Genomic DNA, 16,595 nt, shown 5'->3' on the forward strand with positions numbered 1-16,595 from the left:
TTTCATTACAGCCAGTTACCTTAGTGATCCTGCCGCTCTGCTTACGGGTGGAAACCGCGAATCCTTATCAATGCCAGGCTTATTGCAACCTTTTGATTCCTGTCCGGAACCTGAAAATAATAAAGGAGCGTTGCGTGAGCTATCAAAATGCCATTGTGTTGCAGGACCTTCCTCAGATGAAACCTGTGCGGGTGCCTGTGGGAGAAACTGATATTCTTCTGTTCCGTGACGGAGAGGAGGTGAAAGCCTGGCAGGCAAATTGTCCTCATTCAGGCGGGCCTCTGGAAGAGGGCGCTGTGCGGGATGGCCGGCTAATCTGTCCGTGGCATAAAGCCAACTTCAGCACTGAAGACGGCAGCATGTGTGAACCGCTGGCGTTAAGCGATCTGAAGCGTTACCCGGTGCGGGTACTTAATGGCATGATACAGATCGATCCTGAGCCATTACCGCCGCTTTACGCTTTCTCCGCGGAAGAAGAAACGCCGGTTTTTGTCATTCTTGGTGCGGGCGCGGCAGGCAGCGCAGCAGCCTGGACGCTGAGGCGGGAAGGGTTCAGGGGGCGGCTGGTGCTGGTTGAGCGGGAGCAGGAGGCGCCCTATGACCGGACCGTTCTCACCAAATTTGTGCCTGCTGGCAAGATGAAAATTGAAGAGGTTCCACCGCTTCTGGATGACGATTTTTCCCGGTACGTCGAACGGATGCAGGGTGAAGTTGAACAGCTTGATACCCATCAGCGAAAGCTGCGTTTTGCCGACGGCGCTATTCTTCAGTACGACAAATTACTGATCGCCACCGGCGGTATTCCTCAGCGTCCAGAATTTGACGGCAAAGCGTTGTTCGGCGTGCATGTCCTGCGCAGCATTGAGCAGGCAGCAACGCTGCTTGAGGAGGTGGATAAAACCCAGCGGCTGGTCATTATCGGCAACAGTTTTATCGGTATGGAGTTAGCTTCCGCCCTGCGCAGTCGTGATATTAACGTGCAGATTATTACCCGCGATCCGCTGCCGTTCAGAAAGCCGTTTGGTGAAGAGCTGGCGCGTTTCTTCCGCGATCTGCACGAAGAGAACGGCGTGAAATTCACCGAAGGCGAAGTGGCCTCACTGGCAGGCGAAGCGGGCAAGGTGACTGGCGTAAGGCTGAAAGACGGCACGCTGGTGGACGCAGATATCGTGCTGCTGGCCACGGGCGTCGCGCCCGGCACCGGATTTATTCACGATCTCCCGCTACGGGATGATGGCAGCCTGACCGCAAACGATCATCTTGAGGTGGCAAATCATGTCTGGGCCGCCGGGGATATTGTGAGTTTCCCGGTGGCGGAAGGCTATCAGCGCATTGAGCATTTCCGTGTGGCAGAGCAGCAAGGCCGGGTGGCCGCGAAAAATATGCTGGAAAAGGATGAGGTATATGATCGCGTCCCCTTTTTCTGGACGGCACAATTTGGCATCCGCTACGAATATCTGGGCCACGCCAGCGAATGGGATGACTATCGCCTGCTGGGATCGCTTAAAGAGAAAACATTTGTGGCGCTGTATGGCTATCAGGGAGGGCTGCTGGCCGTGGCTTCCTGCGGCATGTATACGCTGACCGCCGATCTTGTGCTGCGCATGCAGAAGCCGATGACTATGGATGAAGCGGAAGCGCTGGTGGTCAAGGCGCTGGAAACAGAAGCGTAGATCGCCGCCCGTTAAGAGATGCGGCGTCAGAATGGCGCGGGGGCAGGGGCTTATTCAGCCCCTGCTGATCGTCAGGACTTGCCCATACTGGCTGACTTTGCCATGCAGCTCTGCATCGCTTCCATTACTGCAGAACGAAACCCTTTCTCTTCGAGTACTCTCACCGCTTCAATGGTTGTCCCGCCGGGGGAGCAGACCATATCCTTAAGCTCGCCAGGGTGTTTCCCCGTTTCCAGCACCATCTGCGCCGATCCTTTCACCGCCTGTGCAGCGAACTCATAGGCCTGGACGCGCGGCATTCCGCCCAGCACGGCAGCATCCGCCATCGCTTCGATAAACATAAAAACATAGGCTGGTGCGGAGCCGCTGACGCCCACTACGGCATGGATCATATATTCAGGCACCAGCGCCGCTTTACCAAATCCGTTGAAAATAGCCAGGATCTCATCCGCTTCTTCTTTTGATACCAGTACATTTGGCGTGACCGACGTCATGCCTTCATTCACCAGCGCGGGCGTATTTGGCATAACGCGAACCAGCTTACGATCGTGGCCCAGCACTTCTGCCAGCGAGGCGAGCGTGACGCCAGCCGCGATGGAAACCACCACCGTCTCTTTATTCAGGCTGCCGGAAACCTCTTTCAGCACGCTCAGAATGACATTAGGCTTCACCGCGCCAAAGAGAATATCTGCCTGTTTAGCCACCTCTTCGGCACTGGCACCCGGCGTAATGCCATACTCTTTCTGCATCGCCTGGTTCGTTTCCGGCTTGTGGTCATAGACCCAGATGTTCTCTGCCTTTACCTCTCCAGCCGACACCAGGCCACCGATAATGGCCTTCGACATATTGCCGCAGCCAATGAAGCCGATTTTCTTTTCCATCATGGTGCTCCCTGTTTAATTTGGTTGTCACTGCGCCTAGCTTACGTCATTCGTCACTATATGCCAGCTTCAGCTACGCTTAAGCCAGAAGGAGAATACCATGCAAAACAATCGAAAAGATGAGGGGATCAGCCGGGACTACCCCATTCAGGAGCATATGCGCTGGCAGCATATTGAATGGAAATTAGAGCGGGTGGGCTATTTTTTACTGTTTGCCATTGTGATTCTGGGCGCCTGTGGGCTGTTTTCCAAAGGCATTCTCAGCGACGCCACGGTGACCTCCGCCGACGGCGCGCTGCAGGTCGACTATGAGCGATTTGGCCGGCGGACCAGCGACATGAGAATGACGATCCGCATCAAGCCTCAGGCGGTGGACAGCGTCACTCTTACCCTTAGCGGCGAGGAGATGGATAATTTCCAGATTCAGTCACTTCAGCCACAGCCGCTCAAATCCTTAAGCCAGAGAAACAGCCTGAAGCTCACCTGGGCAGGCGCTGAGCTGAAAGAAGGCACTACCGTCTGGATCGGATCGCAAGCGCAGAATGCCGGTCGCTATCCGGTTACGGTAACGCTCGGTAACGCGACGAGCGTGCATTTTACCCACTGGATTTATCCCTAGGAGATCGAAATGGAAACAGTTTTACGTGCCGCCAGCATGTATTTGTTGCTGATGGTGGTGTTAAAAATTGCCGGACGGCGTACGCTTCTTGAAATGACCTCTTTCGATCTGATCCTGCTACTGATTATCAGTGAAGCGACGCAGCAGGCGCTGCTCGGCAATGATTTCTCCGTTACCGGCGCTTCGCTGACCATTATTACGCTGATTGTGGTGGATATTCTGTTTGGCATGATGAAGTCGCGTTTTCCCAGAGTGGACAGGCTGATTGACGGAACGGCTATGATTCTGGTGGAAGAGGGAGAAGTGCTGTCCGGGCGGGCGCGGCGGGCGGGCATCTCAATAGATGATATTATGACGGCCGCGCGAAGCCAGGGGCTGGAACGTTTCGATCAGATTAAATTTGCCATTCTCGAAAAGAACGGCAAGATCAGCATCATTCCCGTCTCAACGTAAAAGGAACTGGCGATGCCAATCTGGGTGGATGCCGATGCGTGCCCGAAAGTGATAAAAGAAGTGCTCTACCGTGCTGCCGATCGTGCGCAAATGATGGTCACGCTGGTGGCTAATCAGCCGCTTAGCGTTCCCCCATCAAAATTTCTGCGTACGCTACGTGTACCGGCAGGATTTGACGTGGCCGATAACGAAATTGTCCGGCGGGCGGAAGCGGGCGATCTGGTGGTCACCGCCGACATTCCGCTTGCCGCAGAAGTGATGGAAAAAGGGGCCGTGGCGCTGAATCCACGCGGCGAACGCTACAGCGAAGCGACCATCCGCGAACGGCTGACCATGCGCGATTTTATGGATACGATGCGGGCCAGCGGTGTGCAGACCGGCGGCCCTGCCACGCTGAATCAACGCGACCGTCAGCAGTTTGCCAACGAACTTGATAAGTGGTTACAGGCGCAACAACGATAAAAACGGCCAGAAGCGGCCAGCCATCGTCTGGCCGTTTATCACCTGAAGAGCGATCTTCTTCATTCGCTTTTTCCCCGCCCGCGCCCACTAACCTGCTGACGCCGTTATCCTCAGCTGCCGCTCCCCTTCACACGAGATTGTTCTGAGCAGCGCAACGGCATGAGGAAAGGTGTCATGAAAGTAAATGGTTTGTTTTTATCTGCATAAAATGAGCGGGTTAAGCGTTTTTTTCCTGTGGATCAGGGGAGGTTACTACTGGTCGCCATGGGGGATTATCGGTATGATGCGATGCTAAATTACTCTAATTTGCTTCTACCTCGGCACCTCTGGCCGCAGCGTAAAAGTTCAGGACTTTCCAGCTATGGCATTACCCCTTTATCTGATCGGCGCGCGCGGCTGCGGTAAAACCACGATAGGTGAGGCGCTGGCGGAGGCATCTGGTTACGCTTTTACGGATACGGATCGCCATCTTCAGCAGGCGACCGGTCGCTCCGTGGCGGAGATCGTCGCGGCGGAAGGGTGGGAAGGGTTTCGCCGCCGCGAAACAGCATCGCTGAAGGCGGTGACGGCAGCGTCCAGCGTGATTGCTACCGGCGGTGGTATGGTGCTGGCGGCTGAAAACCGTCAGTTTATGCGCGAGCATGGCCGGGTGATTTATTTGCAGGCCAGGGCCGACGTGCTGGCTTCCCGTCTTGAAGCTTACCCCATACAGGATCAGCGCCCGACGCTGACAGGCCGTCCGGTTGCGGATGAAATGGTGGAAGTGCTTGCCTCCCGTGAGGCGCTCTACCGTGAAACGGCGCACTATATCGTCAACGCCATGCAGACGCCGGAGCGGGTCGTCAGTGAGATTATGGCGCTGCTTTGTCTGGCCCGCGCGGGCTGAACGTGCCGGCCCGCCAGGCCCGGCTCAGGTGACCCCGATCCCGTTATCCTTCCCTCCATAAAAAAACGCCAGCTATTGTCTATACTTAAGGAAGTAGTGCGATCGGTTTTTTCGCACGGCTATCTGCCCCATCGCTTTTTAATCATTGTTCAGAAGGAGAGTTATATGCCAGGCAGACCTCCCTATCCGCGCGAGGCGCGTATCGTGCCGGTGGAAAAAGGAACGACAGGAAATACCGTAACCTGGTATGAACTGCGCGCCGATCACCCCACGCCGGATACGCTAATCAGCGAGCATGAAACCGAGCAGGAAGCGCAGGATTCGAAAGCGCGTTATGAGGATAAAGAAAAAGAATAAGTCACGTTGGCAGGGATGCCGCAGGAACGTCTGCCGGGGCGCCTTTCGCAAAAGGCAGGAAATCTTTAATTCGCTATTTTCTACTGCTTCAACCCGGTTTCCCCGACAAACTGGCCGGTATCCAGCCGCTTCTTCCCTGCAGGGGGTTTCACATTCTGTGATTTTTATAACATCCTTCTGCATCCCGTTGTCATTTCCTGCTGCCGATACTTGACCCTGGCCGGGCATCACTTTATTTTTCCTTATACAGGGTCCGACGGCGCGCTGCGCGCTGCCGGGTCAGTTTTAAAGCTTAACCGGATAGCCCATTGACTGATTTACTGATAAATCCTTTCCCCCCCCGTGTGTCACAGCCTCATTCAGAGGCAGATGCTATGCTTTCTCTATCCGTGGCCACCGGTTACGGCACAGCCAGCCGTGAGCGGGCTGAAAACGCTACCACAGCGGATAGTAAATCGATGAAACAGATACTCGCAACGTTAACATTAGGGAGCGATGCCCGTCGTGACGTCCGGCCTCTGCTGCTTGAACAACTGCCCGAAGATCAACTCTACTCTGTCGCCCTGCTGGACGGCCTGAACGAAGCGGAAATAAGAGGCGCTTTTGGGGCTGAGGCAGATGAAAAAGTGGTGATTACGCGCACCCCTGAGGGAAAAGATATGCTGCTTTCTCTGGCGCGGGTGGAAGAGGCATTTCAGGAAAAGATTGTGGCGCTGGAAGCGCAAGGTTTCGAAACCATCCTGCTGTTGGGCGGGGCGCGGTTCAGCCATCTGAAAGCGGACAGAGCCACGCTGCTGGAGCCTTACCGGTTACTGCCTTCGCTGGTTAATGCGATTACCGGCGAACATCAGGTCGGGATTGTTATTGCGCGCGAAGAAAACCTTTCAGAACAGCGCAGCAAATGGCGGAATCTTGTCCAGAAACCGCATTTCGCTATCGCCAGCCCCTGGAAAAGCAGCGATGACGATCTGGTCGATGCGGCACTGACGCTTCAGGAAAAGGGCGCTGACGTCCTGGTACTGGACTGCCTCGGCTACCATCAGCGGCATCGTGATTTTTTACAGAAACTGTTGGGAATCCCCGTGCTGCTGTCCAATATGCTGTTGGCAAAGCTGGCGGCAGAACTGCTGCTGTAACAGGCGGCGTTTCGGCATGTTACAGCGTCATTTAACCTTGTTTGTGATTACAATTTAAGGATGTGTCTATGCTCAACGTCAGCGAGTACTTCGACGGAAAAGTGAAATCAATTGGTTTCGACAGTGCCAGTACAGGACGTGCCAGCGTGGGCGTAATGGCGGAAGGAGAATATACTTTTGGCACCGGCCAGCCGGAAGAGATGACGGTGGTGAGCGGGTCGCTGAAGGTACTGCTGCCGGGCGAGACGGTATGGAAGCATTATGAACCGGGCCAGGTATTTAACGTGCCTGGGCATACGGAGTTTCATCTTCAGGTGGCGGAACCTTCCTCTTATCTCTGCCGCTATCTGAAAGGTTAACCGGCCGCATAGCTGAAGCGCCATGGCCGCTGAATGATAAAGGGGAGCAGTGCTCCCCTTCGTCCGCCTTTAGCGCTGTGCTTCGCCGCCTAAGGCTTCCACCGTATTAGCGATCAGGGCGCTCAGTTCGCTGGTCATCAGAATAAAATCGGCATCGAACCTCGCCTGAACGTCTTCACGATCGATATCATCATTCTGTTCGCGCAGCGTGTCTGCAAACTTCAGTCGCTTCAGGGAGCCATCGTCCGACAGCACCAGCTGGACGCGCTCCTGCCAGTCCAGCGCCAGCTTAGTCACCAGCTTACCCGCTTCGATATGGTTGGCAATTTCATCGCAGACTAAATCCTGTTTCTTACAGCGGATCACGCCGCCATCCTCCAGCAGCGCTTTCAGCTCCGCTTCATCCATCAGCGCAAAACCGGCTGGCGTATCGCCGGAACGTACCCATTCGGTCAGCGTCAGCTCAATCGGACTCTCCAGCGTCAGCGGGACGACCGGCAGCGAACCGAGGCTTTTACGCAGCAATGCCAGCGTATCTTCCGCTTTTTTGGCGCTGGCGCAGTCCACCATGATCATATTGTTAACCGTGTCGATCCAGACAAAGGTCTGGCTGAAGCGGCTGAAAGCACGGGGCAACAGGCTGTGCAGTACTTCATCTTTCAGCGAATCTTTTTCAGTTTTCTTCAGCTTGCGCTGCTGCTCCGCTTCCAGCTTGCTGATTTTGGCTTCCAGCGCCTGTTTGATCACCGGTGAGGGCAGGATCTTCTCTTCTTTGCGGGCGCAGATCAGGATCTGGCCATTATTTTCGTGGGTAAGCGCGTCGCCGCGTGGGCCCATCGGCGACACCCAGCCGGTTTTCGCCATATCCTGACTGCCGCAGGGAGTGAAGGAGAAGAGCTCAAGCTGTTTTTCCATCTCCTCAACCGCCAGTGGGATCTCGCGATTCAGACGATATACCATCAAATTCTTAAACCACAGCATTCTGCTTTCCCTCTCCATGCGCGCAACGGGCGCGCTAGTTCAACGTCAGGGCGCATGATAACGAATCGGCGGCGCTGTTTCATTGCCTTTCCGTCTCCCCCCTTCTAAGGTTAAGGACGAAGCATTAAATAATGAGGAATAACAAGTGCGTATCGGGATTGATTTAGGCGGAACGAAAATTGAGGTTATCGCATTGTCCGACCAGGGTGAGACGCTGTTTCGTCATCGCGTGCCGACGCCCAGGGATGATTATCCGCAGACGATAGAGGCGATCGCCGGGCTGGTTGCGCTGGCGGAAGAGTCTGCGGGCGAGCAGGGGAGCGTGGGGCTGGGGATTCCTGGCACGATCTCACCCTTTACCCGGCGGGTCAAAAATGCCAATTCAACCTGGCTCAACGGTCAGCCGCTGGATAAAGATCTGCATCAGCGGCTGGGAAGGGAAGTGCGTATCGCCAACGATGCCAACTGTCTGGCGGTATCTGAGGCGGTGGATGGCGCTGCCGCAGGCTGCCAGACGGTGTTTGCCGTGATTATCGGCACCGGCTGCGGCGCAGGGCTGGCGCTGAACGGTCAGGCGCATGCCGGCGGTAACGGTAACGCCGGAGAGTGGGGCCATAACCCGCTTCCCTGGATGGATGAGGATGAACAGCGGTATCGCGATGAGGTTCCCTGCTACTGTGGCAAATCGGGATGCATTGAAACCTATGTTTCGGGTACCGGTTTTGCCATTGATTACGCGCGGTTAAGCGGACAAACGCTGACCGGCGCGGAGATCATCCGGCTGGTGGATCAACAGGATCCGGTGGCCGAACTGGCGATGAGCCGCTATGAGCTGCGTCTGGCCAAGTCGCTGGCACATGTCATCAATATCTACGATCCGGAGAGGATCGTGATGGGCGGCGGCATGAGCAATGTGGATCGTCTCTACCAGACCGTGCCGCAGCTCATTAAAAAATGGGTCTTTGGCGGTGAATGTGAAACGCCCATCCGCAAGGCGATACATGGCGATTCCAGCGGTGTGCGCGGGGCGGCATGGCTCTGGCCGCTCTGATGCCAGCAAAAGCGTAGCGGGTGCGCGCATCAGACTGCGCGCTCCTGGTCCGGCATATCCGCCTTCCGCCGCGACGTTTTCCCGTCAGGCAGGTTTGAACACCAGCACGCTTTTCGCTGGAAAGTGTGGCGGCGGCGGCGGTAATCCTTCGGCGCTGCTGACCACGCCCCAGGCTTTCATGCAGAGCGCCTCATCGCCGGTGGTGCGCAGCACGCTGTAGCGCTGATTTTTGCCATACTCGATAGTCAGTTTGCACTCTCTGCCTTTATAGCGGTCAGCATCAATGAAGTTGTTTTGAATGCCATACTGCATCCGGTACAGATAGACACAATCTTCCTGTTTCATTTCGCTATTGCTGCTGCACTGCTGGCGGGCCTGAGTGTGGATCTCTTCCGCGCTCATGGGACCATGCTGCGCACTCTGACAGCCGCTCAGCATACCTGTCGCGCCCGCCATGATCAGCGCCAGCCCCCGGTAAAATGACATTTTATCTCCCTGTCAGATAAAGTTTTTTTGATTAAGGCCGATAGTTTAGCCTGTTAGCTTGCTGCTGACAGAAGAATCCAGCATTGCGGATGATTTACGGATTAATCACCCCCTCATCATGCTGCAGGCTTACTGAAGTCGCTGTTCAGGATGTAATGGTAATGCGCGTGACGTTGCTGGCTGCTTTTCAACTGATTCATGGAACTGAAATGAAAACACACCATAACCTTGCAGCCCTGGCGCTGTTCACCACGCTTACCCTGACTGGCTGCGCCACGGAATCCTCCCGCGCCATTGAGGCACCTCAGGTTGCCGCCGCCGCGCAGCCCGCTTATCAGGGCGTAAAAAGCCCGATCGCCGTTGGGAAATTCGATAACCGTTCCGCCTATATGAACGGCATATTTTCCGATGGTGTCGACCGTCTGGGCAATCAGTCTAAAACCATTCTCATTACTCACCTGCAGCAGACCGGGCGTTTCAACGTGCTGGACCGCGCCAACCTGGACGAACTGAAGGCGGAAGCGGGCTATAAGCGTAGCGCGCAGAACATCAAAGGCGCGGACTACGTGGTGACGGGCGATATCACCGAATTTGGCCGTAAGGAAGTGGGCGATCAGCAGCTCTGGGGCATCCTGGGCCGCGGTAAAACGCAGGTTGCCTATGCGAAGGTGAATCTGAACATCGTAGATGTGGCTACTTCTGAAGTGGTCTATTCCGTTCAGGGCGCGGGCGAGTATGCGTTATCTAACCGTGAAGTGATCGGATTTGGCGGCACCGCCAGCTACGACTCGACGCTGAATGGCAAAGTGATGGATCTGGCGATCCGCGAAGCGGTTAACCATCTGGTCAGCGGCATTGAATCCGGCGCCTGGCGCGCGGCAAAATAACAGGACGAAAAAGTGAACAAGTTAAAACTCATTCCGGCAGCCGCTGCGGTTCTGCTGCTGGCGGCCTGCGCGCCTAAAAAAGCCACCACCTATTATTGGGGCGACTATCAGCCTTCGCTCTATAACTATTACAAACACAGCACCTCACCGGAAAAAGAGATTGAAACGCTGAATCTGGTGATGGAACAGGCGAAAGCGAAGAATCTGCCGGTACCGCCGGGGCTGCACGCCCAGCTGGGGCTGCTGTATGTCGATACGGGCAATCCGGACAGGGCTTTTGCGCAGTTTACCGCCGAAAAAGAGGCCTTTCCTGAATCCGCCCATTATATGGATTTCCTGATGCGTAATAAGCAGGGAGCGAAGAAATGAAAAAGTTAATGATGATGGTTGCGCTGCTGGCGGCAGGGGTACTGAGCGGCTGCGCGAAAAAAGCGCCTTATGATTACAGCGCGTTTCGCGAGAGTAAGCCTGCATCTATTCTGGTGCTGCCTGCGGAAAACCGCTCACCGGATATCAAAGCGGCACACAGCTTTGTTTCGCTGGTCACTCAGCCGCTGGCCGAATCCGGCTATTATGTTTTCCCGGTTGCCGTGGTGGAAGAGACCTTCCGTCAGAACGGCGTTACCACGGCGGCGGATATCCGTTCCGTCAGCAAAGAGAAGCTGCGCGCTATTTTTAACGCCGACGCGGCGCTCTATGTTGACGTGACCGACTACGGCACCAAATACCTGCTGGTTGACAGTGAAACCAGAGTGTCGGCCACCGCGAAGCTGGTTGATCTGCGCAGCGGCAAGGAAATCTGGCAAGGCAGTGCGACGGCATCGGATGCTGAAAATAATAATAATTCGGCGCCGGGTGTCATTGGCATTCTGGTGGCTGCAGCGGTGAAGCAGATCCACAATACTGTGACGGATGGCGCGCATGATGTTGCTGTGGTGACCAGCAGCCGTTTGCTGACCGCGAGGGATGATGGCGGTCTGCTGGCCGGTCCCCGTGCAAAAATAACGAAGAAAATCTGAATCAGACGGGCGCTTTCGGGCGCCCGTAACGAACGCCGCGCTTCGCGGTGCGTTAACCACGCAATGGCATTTCTCTTTTTGCTATGACGGACAGTCGTGCTGGCTCCTTACAATCATCTTTCTCGTTTAAGCGGCTAACGCGTTCTGCGGTTTAGCATGAAGCGGGAACCACAACCGCGCAGGCTCCTCACTATCAGGTATTTTCCTTTAACCGGCCAATACCGTTCTTTTTGTGTCGTGCGCCTTCAGTATGCCGCGTACGCTTTTATCACTCTGGCTTCAGGTGGGCGTTTCCAGCCGGCTGTAGCCCAGGCCGTTGACCTTACGCACCTTAATCTGCACCGGAATACGCTCTTTCATCGCTTCAACGTGACTGATGACGCCGATAGTTTTGCCGCTGGCGTTCAGCGCATCGAGTGCATCAAGCGCGCTGTCGAGCGTTTCCGCATCCAGCGTACCGAAGCCCTCATCCAGAAATAGCGATTCAATCTGCGTTTTATGGCTGACCAGATCGGAAAGCGCCAGTGCCAGTGCCAGGCTGACAAGGAAGCTTTCTCCGCCGGAGAGCGTGCGCGTATCGCGTAGCGCATCCGCCTGCCAGGTATCCACTACCTGAAGCTCAAGCGCTTCCAGGGATTTGCGCTGAAGCAGATAGCGACCATGCAGCCGATCCAGCTGATTGTTCGCCAGCCAGACAAGATGATCCAGCGTCAGCCCCTGAGCAAATTTGCGGAATTTATCCCCCTCCTTTGAACCGATTAGCTGGTTCAGATAGCCCCACTCCTCGGCTTCGCGCTCCTGGTCGGCTATTCTTGCCAGCAAAGTCTGCTGCTCTGCTCTGCGGGCAGCATCGCTGTTCAGCTGCTGACGCGCTTCACCCTGATGCTGAGCATTTTCCCTCAGCCGCCGGGCAAGATCGGCAACGCTTTCTGCCAGCGGGTGATCCAACGCCGTTATCGCTTCGGGTTGTCCCGCCTGATGCAGCCTGAGGTGCTTTTCAGCCTGGGTCAGCAGCGTGGCCGCCTGCTGACACGCTTCTTCATGCCGTTTTTTCAGCGCGCTGAGACGAAGCATCTCGGCTTCATCCAGCAGTGCGGCACAGAAGGCCGCTTCATCGCTGAAGTGGCTGGCGGAAAGTGCCGCCAGAAACGCCTGCTGCGCCTGGGTCAGCCTTTCGGCCAGCATCGTCGTCTGTTCAGAAAGTGAGTTATGCTGTCCGGCCAGAGTATTCAGGCGATCCTGCTGCTGTTGCCACGCTTTCTGCTGCCGCTCCGCCTCCCCGGCGTGGCGCTGCGTCAGCGCTTTCAGCTCACTGAGCGCCGCAGCCGTTGGCCGCTCTCCAAAGAGTTCCAGACGTTGCTGCTGCCTGTCACGCAGCGTCAGCTGCTCTTCATTCAGGCGGCGGATAAGCGCCTCCAGGCGTGCCTGTTCTTTACCGATCTCCTCGTCAAGCGCCTGCAGTTGTGTCGTCAGCGTCGCCAGTTCAGGGGCCAGTCCGGCCAGCGCCTGCTCTGTCTGACGCCACTGCTGCCATTCAGCCGCTCTTTCAGCCAGCCAGCTTTCATAGTTTTCTGGCGCAGGCAGGGTTAAGCCGACGGCCTGCAAGGAAACCGCCAGCGTCGCCCGCTGTTCATTCAGGCTCTGGCTGCTGGCGGCCAGGCGCTGGGTGAGTTCCGCCAGCGCCTGTTCTGAAGTGAGTCGTTGCTGACTTGCCAGCTGTTGCTGCTGCTGAAGTGTCGTCAGATTGTGCTGTTGTCTGGTCAGGTCATCTTTATGCTGTTGCAGCGTACGGGTTGCCTGCTGCTGACGAGCCAGTTGCTCCTGTAAAGCGGCTTCCAGCTGCTCCTCGCCGCTCAGCCACGCCAGCGTCTGTTGCCTGTCGTCAGGCGCCAGCGTCAGCGCAAGAGCTGCCACGGTTTCGCGCCAGCGTTCGTGCAGAAGCGCGGCTTCACGATCGCTCTCTTCCCGTTCCTGCTGCAGTTTTTCATCCTGCTGTTGCAGGTTTTTCACCTCTTCCCGTTTCGCTGTTCCCCGATCGTGCAGCGTCTGGACCTCAGAGGTCAGCGCTTTCAGCCGCCTCTGGTTTTCTGAAGTTTCCAGCGCCTGATAGTCGGCAACGGCGGGATGTTCGCAGGCGCCGCATAGCGGGCAGGGCTGGCCGGCTTCCAGCCGCGCACGATGATGCTCAAGGCTGGCGATACGCCCTTCAAGCTCGCAACGCTGCTCAAGATCAAGCTGGTGCTGATGCTTCTCTTTCCAGCTGGCGCGCAGGCTTTGCAGTTGTTGCTCCGCTTCCTGCCGCTGCTGTTGCAGAGCCTGCTGGCTGAGCTGAAGCTTGTCGCGCCGCGCGGTCAGCTGTTGCCACTGCGGCAGAAGCAGTGCCAGCGTCTGACGCTGGGGGCGCTGCTGGTTGAGGCGGGATAAGGCAGCCTGCACCTCCGCTTCAGGATGCTGCTGTTCCAGCGCGGCAAGCTCACTTTCCGCTTTTGCTACCCGCAGTCGGATCGCTTCCAGCGCTTGCTGTTGCGGACGGGCCTGCTGCTCAAGCAGGGTCAGGCTTTGCTCAAGATCGTTAACGGCTTTTTGCTGCTCCGTGACGCGCTGTTGCAGGACCAGCAGCGCCTGAGCGCTTTCCTGCTGCTGGCTAAACGTCATGCGCCAGAGGGGTAAAGATTCGCCCCAGGCGGCAAAGCGGGCGTTATCCTGCTGCCAGCGTTGGTGCTCAGCCTGCTGCAACCCTTTATCCCGCTCCGACTGCTGCTGCTGCCGCTGCGTCAGGCGCCGTTGCTCCAGCAATTGTTTGTACTCACTAACTTCTTTGCTGAGCTGTTCTGTCTGCGCCGACAGCGTGATAATCAGGCTGTCCAGCGGCGCGACTTTATCCGTAATCAGCGTCTCCTGCTGCTGCCTGAATGTCTCGTGCTGCAGACGGGCCGCTTCAGCCGCGTCACGCTGGGCAGTACTCGCCTCCAGTACCGCGATAGCCTGCTGCCGCTGGGTGGATAGCTTGTTCAGTGCGACCACAGAATCTTCGTGATCCCGCTGCAGCTGATTACGCTGTTGCCAGACGGAACGAAGCTTTTCCGCCGGTTCGGCCCGCGTCAGGCGGGAGAGTTCCGGCAGCGCTGCCTGCTGCGCGGCAGCGGCTTGCTGCTGTGCCGCCTGCGCCTCATTCAGCGCGTTGACCAGCGCCTGATTCTGCTGCTGCCAGTGCAGCATCTGCTGCTGTCGCTGGTATTCAGAAGTGAGTACCTGCTCCTCTTCTGTTAACTGCTGTAGGCGGGAAGAAAGCTGCTGAAGCTGGGTTTCATCCAGCAGGGCCATGCCGCTGGCCTGCGCGCTTAATGTTTCCAGTGCCGCCCGGGCATTTTTATGCCGCTCAAAGACGCTGGCGGAAAGTCGCCCGTAGATTTCGGTGCCGGTCAGCTCTTCAAGCAGCCCGGCGCGGCTGTTGGCATCGGCGTTGAGGAAGGCGGCAAACTGCCCCTGAGACAGCATCATTGATTTGGTGAAGCGTTCAAAATCGAGCCCGGTAAGTGTGGCCAGCATATCAAGCTTGTCCTTTACCTTATCGGCCACGATCGTGTTGTCATCACAGCGCGCCAGCTCCACTCGCGGTGCCTGAAGGTTGCCATCGACGGCGCCTCTGGCACGGTTCTGGCTCCAGAAGGCGCGCCAGGCGACACCTTTTACCTCAAATTCAACCTCGGCCAGACATTCTGCGGTATCGCGCGTCATCAGATCGTTTTGCGACTGTGAGAGTTTCCCCAGCCGCGAGGTTTCATGGTAAAGCGCCAGGCAAATCGCATCCAGCAGCGTGGTCTTTCCCGCGCCGGTGGGGCCCGTGATCGCAAAAAGCCCGCTGCTGGCGAAAGGTTCGGCGGTGAAATCGATCTTCCATTCCCCCTTCAGGGAATTCAGATTCTTAAACCGGAGCGTCAGGATTTTCATGGCTGCGCCTCATCGTCTATCTCACTCAGCGTCTGTTCAAACAGCAGCGTGGCGCGGGCAAGCCGCGCTGGCGATTCGTTTTCTTCCATTGCCAGACGGCGGGCAAAAACCTCACCGACGCTCAGCTCGCTGAGGGTTTCATTATGCTGGCGGGCTATGCCCTGTTCGCGCTGCTCCCGGCTGCGACGCAGCAGCACCACTTCCACCGGCAGCCCGTCGGTTAATGCCTGAATCCGCCGCTGAATATCGTTCAGCCAGGCCTGGCTGACAATCTCAATATCCAGCCAGACCGGTTTCCCGTCTTCCCGCGGCTGGATGGCGGCAAGCTGCCGCTCGATCTCCTCCAGCGACCCTTTAATCATCTGCATCGGCTGAAACAGTGGCACCTTCAGCGGCGTTACCTGGCTGAGTTGACCTGCGCTGAATTCGACCAGGAAAACGCTCTTCTCTTTACCAAGCTCGTCAAAGCTGAGCGGAATGGGCGAACCGCTGTAGCGAATATGGTCGCTGTTGGCGATCCGCTGCGCGCGGTGAATATGGCCAAGCGCAATATAGTCCGCAGGCGGAAAAGCCTGGGCAGGAAAGGCGTCAAGCGTACCGATATAGATGTCACGCACCGCATCACTTTTGGTGACGCCGACGGTGGTCAGGTGGCCGGTGGCGATAATCGGCAGCGTCAGACCCAGCGTCTCACGCCGCGTTACGGCAGCCTGCCAGCAGCGCTGATAGTGAAGGGTGATCGCCTCCAGCAGGGTTTGCTGTTTTTCACGACCCGACTGGCCCGCCCGGCTCAGCGTGATATCCCGCGGGCGAAGAAAAGGAATGGCGCAGAGCAGGGCGCCCGGCTTACCGTCACGGGTGTTAAGCATCAGCACCTGCTCATCCGGCTCGCTGCTGGCAGCGGCAATCACACGGGTATTCAGACAGGCAAGCAGCTCGCGGGATTCATTCAGTGTGGCGACGGAATCGTGGTTGCCACCCAGCACCACTAACTGACACCCCGCCTGCTGAAGCTTAACCACAAACCGGTTATAGAGTTCGCGCGCGTAGCTCGGCGGCGATCCGGTATCGAAAATATCCCCTGCGACGATAATGGCATCGACCTGGTACTCAATCGCCTGCGCCAGCAGCCAGTCGAGAAAAGCCTGATGCTCAGGCGCCCGGCTCTTGGTGTAAAAAAATTGGCCCAGATGCCAGTCAGAAGTATGGATAAGTCGCATGGGAACCTTAAAGAAGCAAACCAGAAGCGTCGATTATAAACAGCCAGCATCAAAACCCCAGCCTGAAAGCGGTTCAGCGCTTAATAAAAGTGTTATAAAACGGCGATGTAACCCGTGCTTTTTTCATAAAACTGTCATAAAACTGACGCATAATGTCGCCGCAAACCCCAGTGA

Annotated in this window: 17 protein-coding genes; 12 read left to right on the forward strand and 5 right to left on the reverse strand. The window is 56.6% G+C overall.

The window, feature by feature from the left end; all coding sequences use genetic code 11:
* Positions 1-134: 134 nt before the first annotated feature.
* Positions 135-1,673, forward strand: coding sequence for an FAD-dependent oxidoreductase (locus tag EA20_RS0112810; RefSeq protein ID WP_024967209.1), 1,539 nt, complete (start codon positions 135-137; stop codon positions 1,671-1,673).
* Positions 1,674-1,744: 71 nt separating this feature from the next.
* Here the strand turns inward: EA20_RS0112810 and proC are convergent, their stop codons facing one another.
* A complete protein-coding gene (gene proC / locus EA20_RS0112815) occupies positions 1,745-2,557 on the reverse strand; it encodes a pyrroline-5-carboxylate reductase (RefSeq protein ID WP_024967210.1) in 813 nt (270 codons plus the stop codon).
* Positions 2,558-2,654: 97 nt separating this feature from the next.
* On the opposite strand from proC, the gene EA20_RS0112820 reads away from it, so the two are divergent.
* The 7 genes from EA20_RS0112820 to ppnP all read left to right on the forward strand — a co-directional run bounded on the left by EA20_RS0112820 (position 2,655) and on the right by ppnP (position 6,826).
* Positions 2,655-3,173 carry a hypothetical protein gene (locus EA20_RS0112820; protein WP_024967211.1) on the forward strand — a complete coding sequence of 173 codons (519 nt, stop codon included), beginning with the start codon at positions 2,655-2,657 and terminating at the stop codon, positions 3,171-3,173.
* Between the two features lie 9 nt (positions 3,174-3,182).
* Positions 3,183-3,626: a DUF421 domain-containing protein gene (locus EA20_RS0112825; protein WP_024967212.1), complete on the forward strand. Its 444-nt coding sequence runs from the start codon at positions 3,183-3,185 to the stop codon at positions 3,624-3,626.
* Between the two features lie 12 nt (positions 3,627-3,638).
* Positions 3,639-4,088 (forward strand): YaiI/YqxD family protein, encoded by a 450-nt coding sequence (locus EA20_RS0112830; protein ID WP_024967213.1) that lies wholly within the window; start codon positions 3,639-3,641, stop codon positions 4,086-4,088.
* Positions 4,089-4,449: 361 nt separating this feature from the next.
* Positions 4,450-4,974 carry a shikimate kinase AroL gene (aroL, locus tag EA20_RS0112835; protein ID WP_024967214.1) on the forward strand — a complete coding sequence of 175 codons (525 nt, stop codon included), beginning with the start codon at positions 4,450-4,452 and terminating at the stop codon, positions 4,972-4,974.
* Between the two features lie 165 nt (positions 4,975-5,139).
* Complete coding sequence (locus EA20_RS0112840) at positions 5,140-5,331, forward strand: YaiA family protein (RefSeq protein WP_024967215.1); 192 nt, start codon at positions 5,140-5,142, stop codon at positions 5,329-5,331.
* A gap of 374 nt (positions 5,332-5,705) precedes the next feature.
* Complete coding sequence (locus tag EA20_RS0112845) at positions 5,706-6,467, forward strand: AroM family protein (RefSeq protein WP_235192646.1); 762 nt, start codon at positions 5,706-5,708, stop codon at positions 6,465-6,467.
* 68 nt (positions 6,468-6,535) lie between these two features.
* Entirely contained in the window at positions 6,536-6,826 is a 291-nt protein-coding gene (ppnP, locus tag EA20_RS0112850) for a pyrimidine/purine nucleoside phosphorylase (protein WP_024967217.1), read from the forward strand.
* Between the two features lie 69 nt (positions 6,827-6,895).
* Here ppnP and rdgC read toward each other — a convergent pair whose 3' ends face one another.
* A complete protein-coding gene (rdgC, locus tag EA20_RS0112855; protein ID WP_024967218.1) occupies positions 6,896-7,807 on the reverse strand; it encodes a recombination-associated protein RdgC in 912 nt (303 codons plus the stop codon).
* A gap of 145 nt (positions 7,808-7,952) precedes the next feature.
* Between rdgC and mak the strand changes: the two genes are divergently transcribed.
* On the forward strand, positions 7,953-8,858 hold the full coding sequence (gene mak, locus EA20_RS0112860; protein WP_024967219.1) for a fructokinase: 906 nt from the start codon (positions 7,953-7,955) through the stop codon (positions 8,856-8,858).
* 84 nt (positions 8,859-8,942) lie between these two features.
* On the opposite strand, the gene EA20_RS20585 is transcribed toward mak, so the two are convergent.
* Positions 8,943-9,344, reverse strand: coding sequence for a cell envelope integrity TolA C-terminal domain-containing protein (locus tag EA20_RS20585; protein ID WP_024967220.1), 402 nt, complete (start codon positions 9,342-9,344; stop codon positions 8,943-8,945).
* A gap of 209 nt (positions 9,345-9,553) precedes the next feature.
* Here EA20_RS20585 and EA20_RS0112870 point away from each other — a divergent pair, with 209 nt between their 5' ends.
* Genes EA20_RS0112870 through EA20_RS0112880 form a run of 3 tightly spaced genes read left to right on the forward strand, consistent with a single transcriptional unit; the run spans position 9,554 to position 11,250 of the window.
* Entirely contained in the window at positions 9,554-10,231 is a 678-nt protein-coding gene (locus EA20_RS0112870) for a CsgG/HfaB family protein (RefSeq protein ID WP_024967221.1), read from the forward strand.
* A 12-nt stretch (positions 10,232-10,243) separates the two neighbouring features.
* A complete protein-coding gene (locus tag EA20_RS0112875; RefSeq protein ID WP_024967222.1) occupies positions 10,244-10,600 on the forward strand; it encodes a DUF4810 domain-containing protein in 357 nt (118 codons plus the stop codon).
* On the forward strand, positions 10,597-11,250 hold the full coding sequence (locus EA20_RS0112880) for a DUF799 domain-containing protein (RefSeq protein ID WP_024967223.1): 654 nt from the start codon (positions 10,597-10,599) through the stop codon (positions 11,248-11,250). Before EA20_RS0112875 ends, EA20_RS0112880 begins: the two co-directional genes overlap by 4 nt.
* A 279-nt stretch (positions 11,251-11,529) precedes the next feature.
* Here the strand turns inward: EA20_RS0112880 and EA20_RS0112885 are convergent, their stop codons facing one another.
* Both EA20_RS0112885 and sbcD read right to left on the reverse strand, forming a co-directional pair.
* The gene (locus EA20_RS0112885; RefSeq protein WP_024967224.1) at positions 11,530-15,201 is read right to left on the reverse strand and encodes an SbcC/MukB-like Walker B domain-containing protein; all 3,672 of its coding nucleotides are present in this window, start codon (positions 15,199-15,201) and stop codon (positions 11,530-11,532) included.
* Complete coding sequence (gene sbcD / locus EA20_RS0112890; protein WP_024967225.1) at positions 15,198-16,421, reverse strand: exonuclease subunit SbcD; 1,224 nt, start codon at positions 16,419-16,421, stop codon at positions 15,198-15,200. Before sbcD ends, EA20_RS0112885 begins: the two co-directional genes overlap by 4 nt.
* Positions 16,422-16,595: the final 174 nt, after the last annotated feature.

Origin of the sequence: Pantoea sp. IMH (assembly GCF_000599885.1) — a bacterium.
Classification (GTDB): Bacteria; Pseudomonadota; Gammaproteobacteria; order Enterobacterales; family Enterobacteriaceae; genus Erwinia.